The following is a 15,992-nucleotide window of genomic DNA, read 5'->3' as shown; positions in this document are numbered from 1 at the left end:
GGAAGAATCGACCCTTCGGGGGCCGCGGCCCGCCGGAGCGAAGCGGAGGCCGGAAACACCGCCCGTTAATATCGGGTGATGCCCGTTTCGACCACCGCTACGCCGTCCGGACTGTGCGCCTTCGTCGACGCCTCACCCTCGCCGTTCCATGTCGTGCACACTGTCGCGAACGAGTTGATCGCCAACGGATTCAGGGAACTGCCGGAGTCGCAGCCGTGGGATCTGCCCGCGCAGGGGCGGTATTTCGTGGTACGCGGAGGCTCGTTGGTGGCCTGGGCGGAAACCGGTGCGCCGCAACCATTTCGAGTAGTCGGAGCGCATACCGACAGTCCGAATCTGCGAGTCAAACAGCATCCGGATCTGGCCTCGGCCGGATGGCAGCTGGTCGGGCTGGAACCCTACGGCGGCGCATGGCTCAACTCCTGGCTGGACCGGGATCTGGGCATCTCCGGCCGGATCGCGGTCCGCGAGGGGAACGCGGTGTCCGAGAAGCTGATTCGGATCGACGAGCCGCTGCTGCGGGTGCCTCAGCTGGCGATCCACCTGTCCGAGGACCGGCGCGGGGTGAGCCTGGATCCGCAACGTCACGTCAACGCGGTTTGGGGCGTGGGCAGTTCGCCGCGTTCGTTCCTGGGGTATCTGGCCGAGCACGCCGGATTCGATCCGGACGCGGTGCTGGGCTGGGAATTGATGACCCACGATCTGACCCCGAGCGCGCCGGTCGGTCGCGATCTCGACCTGATCAGCGCACCCCGCCTGGACAATCAGGCCACCTGCTATGCCGGTCTGCGCGCCTTCGCGGCGGCGGTGGCCGGGCCCGGTGCGGCCGCGCCGGTGCTGGTGATGTTCGATCACGAGGAGGTCGGCAGTCAGTCCGATCGCGGCGCGCATTCGGATCTGCTGCCCTCGATCCTGGAGCGGATCGTGCTCGCCCGCGGCGGCGGGCGTTCGGAATACCTTGCGGCCCTGTCGGGTTCGATTCTGGCCTCGGGCGATATGGCACATGCGACGCATCCCAACTACCCGGAACGGCACGAACCCGCGCACTCGATCGAGGTCAACGGCGGCCCGGTGCTGAAGGTGAACCAGAATCTGCGCTACGCCACCGATGCGGTCGGCGCGGGGGCGTTCGCCCTGGCCTGCGCACAGGCGGAGGTTCCGTTGCAGCGCTATGTGCATCGCGCGGATCTGCCCTGCGGTTCCACCATCGGCCCGATGTCCGCGGCCCGCACCGGGATGACCACCGTCGACGTCGGCGCACCCCAGCTGGCCATGCATTCGGCCCGCGAGCTGATGGGCGCGCGCGATGTGTCCGCCTATTCGGCGGCGTTGGCGGCGTTCCTGACTCCGGCCGAGGTCACCGCGCGGTAGATCGGCCGATAGGCCACGACCGCGATGACCAGCATCGCTAACGTCACCAGCACATAGCTCGAACCGATCAGCTGCTCCCACAGCGCCCAGTGCTGTTCGTGATCGCCGCCGTGCGGCAGCAGCCATTGCGGCCCGACCATGAACATCACCGCGATCGCGGCGGTCGCGAGCAGATAGGGCCGGCCGCGACCGCCGCGCTCGACGGCGTCGGCGGCCACCAGCGCGGCCGGCGCCACCCACACCCAGTGATGCGACCAGGAGACCGGCGAAACCAGCAGTATCGCAGTCGCATTGACGGTCAGCGCGGCGAGATCCGCGGCGGCCGAGGCGGGTGCGGGTGCGTCCGGGAACTCGTGGCGGCGGGCGAACGCGGCGTCGTCGAAGAGTCGTTTCATCAGGATCGCGGCGAGCGCGAGCGCCACCAGCGAGGTCGCGAGCCATACGATCGTCGCATCGGGCGCATCGAGTCCCAACCGGAAGGCGAGACCCTTGAGCGACTGGTTACCGGCGTAGTACGGCGGCCCGATCCGACCGGTGTCGAGCAGCGTGTGGAACCAGTACTGGGCCGATTCGCGCGGGAACAGCGCGAAACCCACCGCGATCGCACCCATCGCCGAGAGCGCCACGGTCAGCGCCGAACGCCAATCGCGGCGCAGCAGGAAGTACAGCAGGAATCCGCCCGGCGTCAGTTTGATCGCCACCGCGATGCCGATGAGCATGCCGCGTGGCCAGAATGGCTTGCGCACCAACAGGTCCAGCGAGATCGCCGCCATCAGCAACAGATTGATCTGTCCGAAGTTGTAGGTCTGGCGGATCGGCTCGGACAGTCCCAACAGCCCCGTCGCGCCGATCACCAGGGACAGGGTGAGTGTGCGGTCCAGCCGCGGCCGCAACCGCCGCAGCACCAGCCACACGGTCAGCGCCAGGGCGGCGATGTTCAATGCGAGTACCAGCCATTCGGCGGGCAGCAGCGGCAGGAGCGCGAGCGGGGTGAACAGCAATGCGGCCAGCGGGGGATAGGTGAACGGCAGACCGAGCCCGCCCACCTTCGGCATCGGTCCGTACAGATCGCCGCCCTCGAGCCAGACGTGCGCGCCGTTGCGATAGACCTGCAGATCGATGTAGCCGCGCCATAGTCCGGCCGCCATGCAGACGATCGCGGACACCACGAACAAGGCGATCGCGATCGCCACCATGCGCCGTCGTCCGGTCACCTGATCAGGACGCGACTGGTCCACCGAGTTATTCGGGGGCAATTCGTCCGGATCCGCGACCTGGGATCGCTCGTTCACGCGCCAACAATATCCGGTGGGCCGAAGTGCGCAGCGCAACACGGTGCGCGGCGTCGTTTCGGCACGCATTAGACTCGCGGGGTATCCGCCTTTTCTCCTGCATTGGGGCTCATGGCACTCGCATGCCCGCCGAAAGGACCCTGGTACTCACCGTGACTGTCCACGTCGACACCGTCAGCGCCGCCGCGGCAACCCCGGAAACCCCGCAGCCGTACAAGGAGCTGGGTCTCAAGGACGACGAGTACACCCGGATCCGGGAGATCCTGGGCCGTCGTCCCACCGACGCCGAGCTCGCGATGTACTCGGTGATGTGGAGTGAGCACTGCTCGTACAAGTCCTCGAAGGTGCATCTGCGGTATTTCGGGCAGACCACCACCGACGAGATGCGCGCGTCCATGCTGGCCGGTATCGGCGAGAACGCGGGCGTGGTCGACATCGGCGAGGGCTGGGCGGTCACCTTCAAGGTGGAGAGCCACAATCACCCGTCCTATGTGGAGCCTTATCAGGGTGCGGCGACCGGCGTCGGCGGCATCGTGCGCGACATCATGGCGATGGGTGCGCGGCCGATCGCGGTGATGGATCAGCTGCGATTCGGCGCGGCCGATCATCCCGACACCCGCCGCGTGGTGGACGGCGTGGTCCGCGGTGTCGGCGGCTACGGCAACTCGCTGGGCCTGCCGAATGTGGGCGGCGAGACGGTATTCGATCCGTCCTATCAGGGCAATCCGCTGGTGAACGCGCTGTGTGCGGGTGTGATGCGGGTGGAGGATCTGCATCTGGCCTTCGCCTCGGGCGCCGGTAACAAGATCATTCTGTTCGGCGCGCGCACGGGCCTGGACGGTATCGGCGGCGTCTCGGTCCTGGCCTCGGACACCTTCTCCGGTGACGAATCCGGTACCGGACGCAAGAAGCTGCCGAGTGTGCAGGTGGGCGACCCGTTCACCGAGAAGGTGCTCATCGAGTGCTGTCTCGAGCTGTACGCGGCCGGTCTGGTGGTCGGCATCCAGGACCTCGGCGGTGCCGGATTGTCCTGTGCCACTTCCGAACTCGCGGCCGCAGGCGACGGCGGCATGCACATCGAACTGGATCAGGTGCCGTTGCGCGCGGCGAATATGACGCCCGCGGAGATCCTGTCCAGCGAATCGCAGGAGCGCATGTGCGCGGTGGTGACGCCGGAGAACGTGGACGCGTTCATGGCCGTCTGCCGCAAGTGGGACACCCTGGCGACGGTGATCGGCGAGGTCACCGGCGGTGACCACCTGGTCATCACCTGGCACGGCGAAACCGTGGTGGACGTTCCGCCGCGCACCGTCGCGCACGAGGGCCCGGTCTACGAGCGTCCGGTGCGGCGCCCGGACTTCCAGGACGCGCTCGTCGCCGACACCACCGCGAGCCTGACCCGCCCGAAGACCGGTGAGGAATTGCGCGCGACGCTGCTGAAGATGATTGCCAGCCCGCAGCTGAGCAGCCGCCGCTGGATCACCGAGCAGTACGACCGCTACGTGCGCGGCAACACCGTGCTGGCCGAACACGCCGACGCCGGTGTGATCCGCATCGATGAGTCCTCGGGCCGCGGTATCGCGCTGGCCACCGACGCCTCGGGCCGCTACACGAAACTCGATCCGTACACCGGCGCGCAGCTCGCGCTGGCGGAGGCGTTCCGCAATGTCGCGACCACCGGCGCCACCCCGAAGGCGGTCACCAACTGCCTGAATTTCGGTTCGCCGGAGGATCCGGGCGTGATGTGGCAGTTCCAGCAGGCCGTGCGCGGACTCGCGGATGGCTGTGCGGCACTGGGTATTCCGGTCACCGGCGGCAATGTGAGCTTCTACAACCAGACCGGGCAGACCGCGATCCTGCCGACGCCGGTGGTCGGTGTGCTCGGCGTCATCGATGACGTGCACCGCCGCATCCCGACCGGCCTGGGCCTCGAGCCCGGTGAGACGCTCATCCTGCTCGGCGACACCCGCGACGAGTTCGATGGTTCCATCTGGGCGCAGGTCGAGCACGACCATCTCGGCGGCGTCCCGCCCCGGGTCGACCTGGCTCGCGAACAGTTGCTGGCCGAGGTGCTCACGTCCGGATCACGGGACGGATTGATCAGTGCCGCACACGATCTCAGCGAGGGTGGCCTGGCGCAGACCGTCGTGGAGGCCGCGCTGGCGGGCGAGACCGGCTGCCGCATCCTGCTGCCGGAGGGCTTCCAGGAAGGCACAGGTCCGTTCGTCTTTCTCTTCTCCGAATCCGCCGGCCGCGTCCTGGTCGCGGTCCCCCGCTCGGAGGAGACCCGATTCACCAAGATGTGCGACGCTCGCGGATTGCCGTGGGTGCGTATCGGTGTCGTGGATCAGGGCTCGGATTCGGTCGAGGTGCAGGGCCAGTTCACCGTCACCATGACCGAGCTGCGCGCGGCCCACGAAGCCACCCTGCCCCGTCTGTTCGGTTCGTCCGGCCACTGAGTTTCCCTGCGCCCCAGGCGATGTCAGCGGATATCGCCTGGGCGGGAGGTCGTCCGACCCGCTGAATCGTCCGTACTCGCCGCTGAACTCTCGCCCATTGATGCGGCGACCGGGTGTCGTTCGGGAAGAAGAGTGTCTGCGTTGCCCGCTCGCCGAAGATTCAGCACCTGGGTGATCGCGGTCGATGTGAAGCGGTGTCCGAGACCCGCGTCGATCCGGCCGACGAAAAGGAATCGGTCTCGTTCGATACGGTCCGCCATGTGTTCGGCAGCGGGCCGTGAGCAGTGGCGGGCCGCGGGTTCAGGCCGCGCGGAACGGGTCGTGTTCGGCCATCAGCTTTTCCAGGCGGGCCTCGTCGATACGGTGGTGGACGCGCGCGGCCTCGTGTTGGTCGCGGACGACCTTGGCGAGCGTGAACGTGCTGCTGACCAGGAACAGCATGGTCATCAGGAGGAAGCCGCGCTGCCAGATGTCCAGCGGGAGGTAGATGATGCCCGCGGCGGTGGCGACGAAGGCGACGCCGAAGGCGATGGCGGCCTGGGCCAGGAAGGCCGAGGTGCTCTTGCTCGTGGTTTCGGGATTGCTCATGGATCGAGTGTGCCGACCGGCGGCGCGACGGACCTGCGTACAACTACTCGAGACGGGCAGGTAGTTCTCGCCTACGGTGCGCCTCCTCCCATGATTTCGGTGAGCCGACGGCCATACTTGAGGAGTGCTCGACACCGCCGAGACTCTGACGACGCTACGTTCGCGCGGCGTCGACATCGCTCGCCGGGGGTCCACGCTGCTGCACCGCCTGGAGAAGGACGTCATCGATCTCAACTACGCCGGGCTGGTCGTCGCGACGGTGTTCTTCGGCTGGTCGGTGACGCCGTCGCTGCTGCCGCGCGACTGGCTTTTCCAGGGCTTGATCAGCGGTTTCAACGCCGTCATCGGATACGGCGTCGGCTGCGTGTTCGACTGGGCCTTCCGCCGGTGGATCCGGCCGAAACTGCCGTGGCCGCCGCCACCGCTTCGGGTGCGGTACGCGGTCAAAGTCACCGTACTGGTGCTGTGCGTCCTGACCGCGGGATACATGCTGGTGCTCTCGGCGGACTGGCAGCGGCAGATCTACGCGCTGATGAATATGACCGGCACCACCACCTCGGGTTATCTGCGTACCGGTGGGCTGAGTCTGCTGGTGGGCACGGTGGTGGTCACGGTGTACCGGACGTTGCGGATCATCGTGCGGTTGCTGGCGCGGCTGCTGAGCCGCTGGGTGCGGATCCCGCCCAGGTTCGCGCCGACGGTGGGTACCGCGCTGCTCGCCGTGCTGACCGTGTCGCTGTTCAACGGCGTTGCGACGCGAGTGTTCTTCACGGCGGCCAATTCTGCGTTCAGTGTGCGCAACGACAAGATGACTCCCTATGCGGTGCAGCCGCAGGAGCCGGAACGTTCCGGCAGCCCGCAGTCGCTGGCCGCCTGGGACACCCTCGGCTCGGAGGGGCGCTGGTTCGTCTCGCACGGGCCCGACGCCTTCCGGATCGCCGCCGTCACGGGAAAGCCCGCGCTGGAGCCGATTCGCGCCTATATCGGGCTGGCCTCGACGAAAAACGATGAGACTCAACAGGATCTGGCCGTGGCCGAACTCGAGCGGACCCATGCGTTCGATCGCAAGGTGCTGGTGGTGGTCACCACGACCGGTACCGGCTGGGTGAATTCCATGACGGCCAACGCGATCGAGTACATGTACGGTGGCGACACCGCGATCGTGGCCTCGCAGTATTCGTATCTGCCCAGCATGCTGTCCTTCCTGGCGGACCGGCAGAAGGTGGCCGATTCCGGGCGTGCGATGTTCGACGCGGTCTATCGGGTGTGGTCGCAGCGCTCACCGCAGTCCCGGCCGAAACTGCTGGTCTACGGCGAATCACTGGGGTCGCAGGGCTCCGAGGCCGCCTTCTCCGGGCTGGCCGATCTGCGTGCGCGGGTGGACGGGGCGCTGTGGGTGGGGCCGCCGAATTCGAATCGGTTGTGGAGCCAGTTCGTCACTCGGCGTGATCCGGGATCGCGCGAGGTCGAACCGGTCTACGCCGACGGACTCGTGGTGCGTTTCGCCTCGAACGCCGCCGATCTGTCCAAACCCTCGCCCGACTGGCGGCGGCCGCATATCGCCTATCTGCAACACGCGTCGGATCCGATCGTGTGGTGGTCGCCGGATCTGATCTTCTCCCGGCCGAATTGGCTCTCCGAACGTCGCGGTTCGGATGTGTCCACGCAGATGCGCTGGTGGCCTTTCGTCACCTTCTGGCAGGTCGCCGCCGACCTCACCAATGCCCAGGGCGTCAGCGACGGCCACGGACACAACTACGGCACCCTGGTCCTGGACGGCTGGGCCGCGGTGCTGCCGCCGCCGGACTGGAATCCGGACCTCGAAAACCGCATCCGTACTCAACTCGAACTGTCCGAAGCCCTCGAACGCGCTGTCAAATGACCGTGCGAATCCTTGTCGCCATGGCCCTTCCGATGCTGTGGAACAGTTGGCTGCTCCCGCGTCTGCGTCTCGGGGTGCGCGGGCGCACCGTCGCGAATGCCGCTTTCGCTACGGTCTATGCCGCCGGATTCGGTGTTCGCGGGTGTCACGGCCCGCGGAGGCTGCCCGATCGCCGATCGGGCAGCAGAGCTCACGTTGCTGGTGAATTATTCTGGGGCTCGCTACTTTTCTGCGGTGTCACCGCGGGATATGCGGTCGCACTGCGCATTCCGCCGACGCGCAGCGCCTTGTCCGAACTCGGCGCTCGCGGCCCGGAAGTCGGCATATTCGAATGGGTGGGCGTGCACATCCCGATCGGGACCGTGTACAGCGAGGAACTGATCTTCCGGTGTTCCCTGGACGCGCTGCTGGACGAGACGGCCGGCTCGGGCGGGATCTGGCTCGGCGCAGCATCTTTCGGCCTCTGGCATATCGGTCCCGCTCGTGCGTCCGGTGACGGTGTGCTCGCGACGGTCGCCGCGACTGCCGTGGGCGGCCTGGCGCTGGGCTGGTTGCGCCGTCGCACAGGAGGTGTGGTCGCACCGGCACTGCTGCACCTGGCCCTCAATGCGGTCGGCGCGATCGCGTCCCGGTCGGCGCGGCGGTCCGTTCCGCGCTTCGGGCCGCAGTGGACGGGAACGGGGGCGGGCCGATCCGGGACCGCGGGCGACAATCTTTCGTGAACATTCTCGCCGAGGGTTCCCAAGGGATGGAAATGGGCTCGGGCCGGATTGTCTGAATTCGGGTACAGTACCGGCGTTCCTCGCATTTCCGATCCTCGTGCCGACGAAAGGTTGCCGATGGTGTTGTCTGCCTGCTAGGTGATTCGTCGTATCCGGCTGAGAAAATTCGGCGAATTCCACGGGAGCAAATCGCGTGATGTGGCCGACTGATCGAATTCGGAGCGCTCTGGCCGGGCTGACGTGCGGGGAATTGGCAGTGACCGGATGCGGTATCGCGGTGGCCGCGGTATTCGTGTCCGGTGGTTCGCGCGTATTCCGCTGTCCTGGGATCCGATTTCGAATTCCGTCCGGACCGGAGAATTATCCGCTCTCCTGCGCAATTCTGGGTTGCGTCGGACGGTGGTATTCCGTAGGCATCCGCTCCGGCGGTGCGGATTTCAGGATGCCGCGCGCGGATTTGTCGTCATCTCCCTCCCTACCAGCATTTTCGTTCGTCAACCGATTCGTGCAGGAGAACGTCCGATGAAGACCATGAAGAAGTTCGCCGCCACCGCCACGCTCGCGATCGCGACGCTCACCGTCGCAGCGGGCACCGCGTACGCCGACACTCCGGCCGCGAACGCCCCGGCCCCCACCGGGCCCGGCACGACCGTGAGCACCGATGTGCTGCCCGGCATCCACTACACGGCGAATGTGGTGGACCACTCGGTGGTGCTGCGCACCGATGCGGGCCGGCTGGTCACCCGCGGCAATCAGTTCGAGATCCTGGACGGCAGTGGCCGTCTCGCATTCGGTATGCCGCTCACGTATCAGCTCGACCGGAAGGACTGGCCGATCGCCGCGAAGATCGACGCCGACGGCCGAACCGTGACGCTCACGCCCAGCCGCGACCCCGCCGACGCGATCACCTCCACCCAGCCGGACCTGAAGCCGGTCTTCTCCCAGGACGAGTTCAACGACGCCGTCGGCGTGGCCGCGAATCAGGTCGGCCTCGCAACCGGCATCGGCGTCCTGGTCGGCACCGCGCTCGGGCTGGTGGGTGGATGTGTGGCCGGAGCGGTCGTCGGCACGGCGCTGATGCCGCCGCTGTTCCTCGCCGGCGCCCCGGGCGGCTGCCTCGCGGGAGCCGTCGCCGGCGCCGCATTGGGCGTGGCTGCCGGCACGGTGATCGTCGGCGGCCCGGTCGCGGTGGTCTCGGTCATCCAGTTGTTCAACACCGTCACCGCGGGCCACAAGTGACCAACCTCCCGCCGTCCCCGTCCATCGCGGCGGGGTCGGCGGGTCGGAGGTCACTCGCACGTCCTCGAATCGGCCACGCGCCCACCGCTCTCGCGCCGCGGGCGATGTGGGCCGGTCGCCCGGGTGATATCGCTGGGTAGGCTCGCAATCGTGGCGCGACGAGGTGCGGTGGATCCGGCGGAGGTGCGGGCGGCGGTGGTGGCCGTGAGCGAATGGCTGCGCGAGGAGATATCGGCTCCGGCTCGGTCCGAGCTGGCCGCGGCGGTGCGCGGGACGGCGCGCACACTCGCGGCCAACGCGCCGGGCGCATCGGTCGAGGTGCGGGTGCCGCCGTACGTTGCGGTGCAGTGCATCGAGGGGCCCAGGCATACCCGGGGTACCCCGCCGAACGTCGTCGAGACCGATCCGCGCACCTGGTTGCTGCTGGCGACGGGTCTGCTCACCTATCAGCAGGCCGTCGATTCCGGGGCGTTGAGCGTGTCCGGGATCCGCGCCGCCGAACTCGCACACTGGCTTCCGCTCATCCCGCTCTGACGCCGTGCGTTCGTCAGACGGGCTGCGCGGTGCGGTTCACCGGCTTGCGCTCGAGTCCCTTGTGGTCGTAGTACCGGGTGATGCACAGCCCCAGCACCAGTCCGATGGCCAGTCCCAGCGCGGCCATCCAGAATCCGCGCGCGAGTCCGGCATCCGCGCTGCCGTTGAAGTAGAGGATCGAGCGGGTGCCCAGGAATACCTGGTGCATCGGCTCGAACTCGGCCAGCCAGCCGAAGTACCTCGGAGTCGCCTCGATCGGGATGGTGCCGCCGGAGGACGGCAGACCCAGGATGATGAACACGATCATGTTGACGATCAGGCCCGAGGTGCCGATCGCGGCGAGCACCGCGGTACAGGTGAAGCCGACCGCGATCATCACGAACGCCCCGTAGAGGAACAGCGTCAGCGGCTCGTCGATCTGCATGCCCAGCGCCTCGCTGATCCCCATCAGCACCGCCGAGACGATCACCGACATGGTCGTCACGGCAGCCCATTTGAGCAGCAGCGTATGCGTCCGGGAGATGCTCGCGCGCGGATAGTGCAGGTACCACGGACCCCATTCGGTCGGCAGGAAGCCCAGTGCGGAGTCGATCAGCTGATGCACGATCATCGCGCCGATCATGCCGACCAACAGCAGCAGCAAACCGTAGAAGAAGGCGGTCAGGCCCTGGCCGGAACCGCCGGGCAGCGGGCGGAACTGGTCGGTCACGATATTCAGCGGATGGGCCAGCACGATGCGCGTCGCACCGGACAGCGCGGGCGCCGTGCCGCCGCCGGGCGGGGTGAGCTGGGCCTGCACCTGTTCGGTCAGCTGTTTGCCGACGGTGTCGTCCACCTGCGTCAGCGCCTGATTGCCGAAACGCTGCACGATCTGCGTGGCGAACGCGCCGGTGCGCGGATTGGTCTGCAGGGTGATGATCGGACGTTCGATATCGCCCGGGACGACACTGCCGGCACCGAGGATGCCCAGACGTTTGGTGAAGTCGCTGGGGATGATGACCGTCCCGTACACCTGCCCGGCCTGCATCTGCAGCTGCGCCTCGTTCAGGCCCAGCACCCGCAGGTCGATCTCCTTCGCGGGTACGGCCTTGCGCAGTCCGTCCTCGACCTGATCGCCGAAATCGACGTGCTTGCCGCCGATGGTGTCGCCGACGTCCTGGTTGACCAGTGCGATCGGGAAGTCGTGCAGGTTCTTCTCCGGGTCGATCACGTAGTCGAGATACATCACACCCAGCAGCGCGCCCAGCAGGGTCATCACGATGATCGGAACAGCCCATCTGACCGGGCTCAGCCGCCGGGGGTTCTTCGGCACTTCCGCACTGTCCGTAGACGCCACTCGTGGCACGGTAGCAGCAAACCGCGTGCCATCCGGGTGATCCCGGCGGAGGTTTCGTGCGGATGACCCGTAGAATGATGGAAGCCACCAGCCCGCCGAACTTGGAGCAAACGGTGACCAACGACGATCTGTCGGTCGAGAGCCAGAATCCACCCGTCGAACCCGACTCGGATCGGCCCGAGAACGAGCCGCGCGAGGAGTGCGGCGTCTTCGGTGTCTGGGCTCCGGGCGAGGATGTGGCCAAGCTCACCTATTACGGTCTGTATGCATTGCAGCACCGCGGTCAGGAGGCGGCGGGCATCGCGGTCTCCGATGGTTCGCAGGTACTGGTGTTCAAGGATCTGGGCCTGGTGAGTCAGGTGTTCGACGAGCAGACGCTGGCGGCCATGCCCGGTCACGTCGCGGTCGGTCACTGCAGGTATTCCACCACCGGCGCGGTCACCTGGGAGAACGCGCAGCCGATCTTCCGCACCACCTCCGTCGGTACCGGAATCGCTCTGGGGCACAACGGAAATCTGGTCAACACTGCCGAACTGGCTTCTCGCGCACGAGAATTCGGCCTGATCAACCGGATGCCGGGCTCGGTCGCGGCCACCTCGGATTCGGACGTGATGACCGCCCTGCTGGCGCACGCGGCCACCGACAAGAGCATCGAACAGGCCGCGATGGAACTGCTGCCGACCCTGCGCGGCGCGTTCTGCCTGACCTTCATGGATGAGCACACCCTCTATGCCGCCCGCGATCCGCACGGTGTGCGGCCGCTGTGCCTGGGCCGGCTGGATCGTGGCTGGGTGGTTGCCAGTGAAACCGCCGCACTGGATATCGTCGGCGCGTCCTTCGTGCGTGAAATCGAGCCGGGCGAACTGCTGGCGATCGACGCGGACGGGGTGCGTTCCTCGCGCTTCGCCAATCCCGAGCCGAAGGGCTGCGTTTTCGAATACGTCTACCTGGCCCGTCCGGACAGCACCATCTCCGGACGTTCGGTGCACGCCACGCGCGTGGAGATCGGCCGCCGCCTCGCCGGTGAACATCCGGTCGAGGCCGATCTGGTCATCCCCGTCCCCGAATCCGGCACCCCGGCCGCGGTCGGGTACGCCCAGGGATCGGGCACGCCCTACGGCCAGGGGCTGATGAAGAACGCTTATGTCGGGCGGACGTTCATCCAGCCCAGCCAGACCATCCGCCAACTCGGCATCCGGCTCAAGCTCAACCCGCTGCGCGAGGTGATCCGCGGTAAGCGGCTCGTCGTGGTGGACGATTCGATCGTGCGCGGCAACACCCAGCGCGCGCTGATCCGCATGCTGCGCGAGGCCGGGGCGTTGGAGATCCACGTCCGCATCGCCTCACCGCCGGTGAAGTGGCCGTGCTTCTACGGCATCGACTTCGCCTCGCGCGCGGAGCTGATCGCCAACGGGGCCGAGTGCGAGGGTTCGGTCGAAGAGATGGTCGAGAACGTGCGCCGCTCGATCGGCGCGGACACTCTGGGCTACATCTCGCTCGACGGGATGGTCGCGGCCACCGAACAGCCGCGGTCGCGGCTGTGCTGCGCGTGCTTCGACGGCCAGTACCCGATTCCGCTGCCGACCGAGGCCGCGATCGGAAAGAATGTCCTGGAGACGCTTCTCGGCGACAAGTCCGAGTCACAGCTGCTGGGCGAGAACGCGAATGCGAGCGCCCTGAGCCGACCGTAGGTCCGCGGGATTTTCGCGCAGACGACTAATTGTTGCGAAACGCAACATATCCGCAACGCCCTGGCGGTACTGTCCCGCCATATCGAAGTTGGCGCGGCCGCACCCGTCCCGTGACCCGGGACGGAGCGCGTCGCGTGTGCGAGATGAGGGACAGTCATGCGGTTAACGGCGACACAGGCGTCGGCGGCCCGATCGGGTCGAGTGAAAACTATTGCGGCAGTAGGAATGGCGGGACTCGCGCTGGTCGCGGTCGCCGGGTGCGGTGCCGGCCGCACCAACGGCGGCGGCAGCGGCAGCGGGCTGGTCATCGGGACCACGGACAAGATCTTCTCGCTGGATCCCGCCGCGGCCTACGACCAGGGCTCGTATGTGCCCGAAACGCAGGTCTACCAGCACTTGCTGAACTTCGCCCCGGGGGCGACCAATCCGACCCCCGATGCGGCGCAGAAATGCGAGTTCGCCACGCCCACCACGTATTCCTGCACGTTGAAGCCTGGACTGAAGTTCGCCAACGGCGATCCGCTGACCTCGGCCAGCGTGAAGTTCTCCTTCGACCGGATGGTGAAGATCAACGATCCGAACGGACCGGCCTCACTGCTGGGCAATCTGGATCACACCGACGCCCCCGATGCGAATACGGTGACCTTCACCCTGAAGAACGCCAACGACCAGACCTTCCCGGCGATCCTGCCGACCCAGGCGGGCCCGATCGTGGACGAGAAGGTGTTCCCGGCGGACAAGGTCATGGACGACGACGCGATCGTCAAGGCGAAACCGTTCTCCGGGCCGTACACGATCACCAGCTACGACAAGAACAAACTCGTTCAGTACCAGGCGAATTCGGCGTACAACGGGATTCTGGGCACCCCGAAGACGGCGACGGTTTCGGCCAAGTACTACGCCTCGGCCGATAATCTCAAGCTCGACATCCAGAACGGCAACATCGACGTCGCCTATCGCAGCCTGAGCCCGACCGATCTGGAGTCGCTGCGCAAGAACGACAAGGTCGAGGTGCACGAGGGACTGGGCGGCGAGCTGCGCTACATCGTGTTCAACCTGAACACCATGCCGGGCGGCACCCCCGAGCAGAAGCTCGCGGTGCGCAAGGCCGTGGCCTCCAGCGTCGATCGTGACGCGTTGTCCACCGGCGTGTACAAGGGGATGTACCAGCCCGCGTATTCGACGGTGCCGCAAGGCTATGCGGGCGCCACCGAACCGTTCAAGGATATCTATGGGGCGAAGCCGAACAAGGCCGAGGCCGCCAAGTTCCTCGCCGACGCCGGAGTGCAGACGCCGGTGCAGTTGAATCTGCAGTACAACCCGGATCACTACGGCAGCAGCAGTTCCGAGGAGTACGCGGCGATCAAGAACCAGCTCGAGGCGACCGGGCTGTTCACGGTGAACCTGCAGTCCACCGAGTGGGTGACGTATCAGAAGGAGCGTGCCCGCGACGGCTACCCGGAGTATCAGATGGGCTGGTTCCCGGACTTCCCGGATCCGGACGACTACCTGACCCCGTTCTTCGCGCCGAACAACTTCCTGCAGAACCACTTCGAGGATCCGAGCATCACCGCACAGCTGACCGCCGAAATCACTCAGCCGGACAAGACTCAGCGCGCCGCGATCCTGCAGCAGATCCAGTCCGATATCGCGCAGAAGTTCATTCCGGTACTGCCGTTGCTGTCCGGTAAGCAGATCGCGGTGTCGGTCAAGGGCGTACAAGGTGTGGAGAGCACGCTGGATCCGTCCACCAAGTTCCGCTACAGCGTGCTGAGCAAGTGACGAGCACGGCGACCGAGCGGGAGCCGGACGCCCCGGCTCCCGCCTCGAATACGCAGCGCCGCAACGGGTCTCGCTATGGCGTGCTGCTGCGCTATCTGGGTGTTCGGCTACTGCTGATCGTGCCGACGGCCTGGATCCTGGTGACGGTCGTATTCTTCCTGATGCGAGTGGTGGGAGATCCGATCAGCGCCGCGCTGGGCGGACGGCTTCCTCCGGAACAGATCGCCGAGCGCAAGCGCGCGGCCGGATTCGACCGGCCCATCCTGACCCAGTACTGGGACTACATCTCCGGGCTGGTGCGCGGGGATTTCGGCCGCTCCCAGGACAACCGGGCGATCAGTGACATCATCACCAGTTACGGCGCGGCCACGCTGGAACTGGTGGTGTGGGCGCTGATCGTGGCCTTCCTGGTCGGGATTCCGCTGGGGCGGCTGGCGGCCAAGCGACGGGACAAACCGGTCGACGTCGGGTTGCGGCTGTTCGCGATCCTGGTCTACGCCGCGCCGGTGTTCTTCGTCGGACTGCTGCTCAAACTGGTTTTCGCGATCGAGCTGGGCTGGCTGCCGGTGGCCGGGCGGGCGAGTACCAATGTGGAGCTCGCGCTGCAGAACGTCTCGCCGAAGACCAACATCCTGTTCCTCGACGCAATCCTCTACGGCGACAGCGGATATCTGCTCGACGTGGTGAAACACGCCATCCTGCCCGCCATCGCGCTCGGGCTGCTGACCGCGGGAATCTTCCTGCGGCTGGTGCGGATCAATCTGATCCAGACCCTGCGCAGCGATTTCGTGGACGCGGCGCGGGCGCGCGGTCTGTCGGATCGGGTGGTGACGGGACGACACGCGTTCCGCAACGCCATGATTCCGATCGTCACGGTGATGGGAATGCAGATCGCGATGATGCTCGGCGGCGCGGTGCTGACCGAGATCACCTTCGAATGGAAGGGCCTGGGCTATCAGCTCGCGCAGTATCTGCAGGCCCGGGATTTCGTCGCGGTACAGGGGATCGTGGCATTCCTGGCCTTGGTCGTCGCGGTGATGAGCTTCCTGGTGGATATCGTTGTGGCGCTTGTTGATCCGAGGGTGAGGTTCTAGGT

The 15,992-nt window shown here is 66.7% G+C and carries 12 protein-coding genes; 9 read left to right on the top strand and 3 right to left on the bottom strand.

Features of this window, described 5'->3' with window-relative positions; translation table 11 throughout:
• The first annotated feature begins 78 nt into the window (after positions 1-78).
• Entirely contained in the window at positions 79-1,371 is a 1,293-nt protein-coding gene (locus NV1_RS07330) for a M18 family aminopeptidase (protein ID WP_067886899.1), read from the top strand.
• Here NV1_RS07330 and NV1_RS07325 read toward each other — a convergent pair.
• Positions 1,317-2,663: a glycosyltransferase family 87 protein gene (locus NV1_RS07325; protein WP_245713603.1), complete on the bottom strand. Its 1,347-nt coding sequence runs from the start codon at positions 2,661-2,663 to the stop codon at positions 1,317-1,319. The genes NV1_RS07330 and NV1_RS07325 overlap by 55 nt on opposite strands.
• 152 nt (positions 2,664-2,815) lie before the next feature.
• Between NV1_RS07325 and purL the strand changes: the two genes are divergently transcribed.
• Positions 2,816-5,122, top strand: a complete 2,307-nt coding sequence (gene purL / locus NV1_RS07320; RefSeq protein ID WP_067887227.1) for a phosphoribosylformylglycinamidine synthase subunit PurL — start codon at positions 2,816-2,818, stop codon at positions 5,120-5,122.
• A 300-nt stretch (positions 5,123-5,422) separates the two neighbouring features.
• Here the strand turns inward: purL and NV1_RS07315 are convergent, their stop codons facing one another.
• Positions 5,423-5,710, bottom strand: a complete 288-nt coding sequence (locus NV1_RS07315; RefSeq protein ID WP_067886896.1) for a YiaA/YiaB family inner membrane protein — start codon at positions 5,708-5,710, stop codon at positions 5,423-5,425.
• A gap of 124 nt (positions 5,711-5,834) precedes the next feature.
• Between NV1_RS07315 and NV1_RS07310 the strand changes: the two genes are divergently transcribed.
• The 4 genes from NV1_RS07310 (at position 5,835) to NV1_RS07295 (ending at position 10,087) form a co-directional block, all read left to right on the top strand.
• A complete protein-coding gene (locus NV1_RS07310; protein ID WP_084525173.1) occupies positions 5,835-7,592 on the top strand; it encodes an alpha/beta hydrolase in 1,758 nt (585 codons plus the stop codon).
• A gap of 20 nt (positions 7,593-7,612) precedes the next feature.
• Positions 7,613-8,314 carry a CPBP family intramembrane glutamic endopeptidase gene (locus tag NV1_RS07305; RefSeq protein WP_245713602.1) on the top strand — a complete coding sequence of 234 codons (702 nt, stop codon included), beginning with the start codon at positions 7,613-7,615 and terminating at the stop codon, positions 8,312-8,314.
• 522 nt (positions 8,315-8,836) lie between these two features.
• A complete protein-coding gene (locus NV1_RS07300) occupies positions 8,837-9,553 on the top strand; it encodes a DUF8020 domain-containing protein (RefSeq protein ID WP_084525172.1) in 717 nt (238 codons plus the stop codon).
• A 150-nt stretch (positions 9,554-9,703) separates the two neighbouring features.
• Positions 9,704-10,087, top strand: a complete 384-nt coding sequence (locus NV1_RS07295; protein ID WP_157116660.1) for a sterol carrier family protein — start codon at positions 9,704-9,706, stop codon at positions 10,085-10,087.
• 13 nt (positions 10,088-10,100) lie between these two features.
• Here NV1_RS07295 and NV1_RS07290 read toward each other — a convergent pair whose 3' ends face one another.
• On the bottom strand, positions 10,101-11,399 hold the full coding sequence (locus NV1_RS07290) for a YhgE/Pip domain-containing protein (protein WP_281181800.1): 1,299 nt from the start codon (positions 11,397-11,399) through the stop codon (positions 10,101-10,103).
• A gap of 137 nt (positions 11,400-11,536) precedes the next feature.
• On the opposite strand from NV1_RS07290, the gene purF reads away from it, so the two are divergent.
• From purF to NV1_RS07275, 3 genes are all read left to right on the top strand, one after another.
• Complete coding sequence (gene purF / locus NV1_RS07285) at positions 11,537-13,114, top strand: amidophosphoribosyltransferase (protein ID WP_067887215.1); 1,578 nt, start codon at positions 11,537-11,539, stop codon at positions 13,112-13,114.
• Between the two features lie 225 nt (positions 13,115-13,339).
• Positions 13,340-14,896, top strand: coding sequence for an ABC transporter substrate-binding protein (locus tag NV1_RS07280; RefSeq protein WP_084525171.1), 1,557 nt, complete (start codon positions 13,340-13,342; stop codon positions 14,894-14,896).
• Positions 14,897-14,976: 80 nt separating this feature from the next.
• Positions 14,977-15,990, top strand: a complete 1,014-nt coding sequence (locus NV1_RS07275; protein WP_174557412.1) for an ABC transporter permease — start codon at positions 14,977-14,979, stop codon at positions 15,988-15,990.
• Positions 15,991-15,992: the final 2 nt, after the last annotated feature.

Source organism: Nocardia vaccinii NBRC 15922 (assembly GCF_001613305.1).
GTDB lineage: Bacteria > Actinomycetota > Actinomycetes > Mycobacteriales > Mycobacteriaceae > Nocardia > Nocardia vaccinii.
This window is presented reverse-complemented; position numbering and strand designations above follow the sequence as displayed.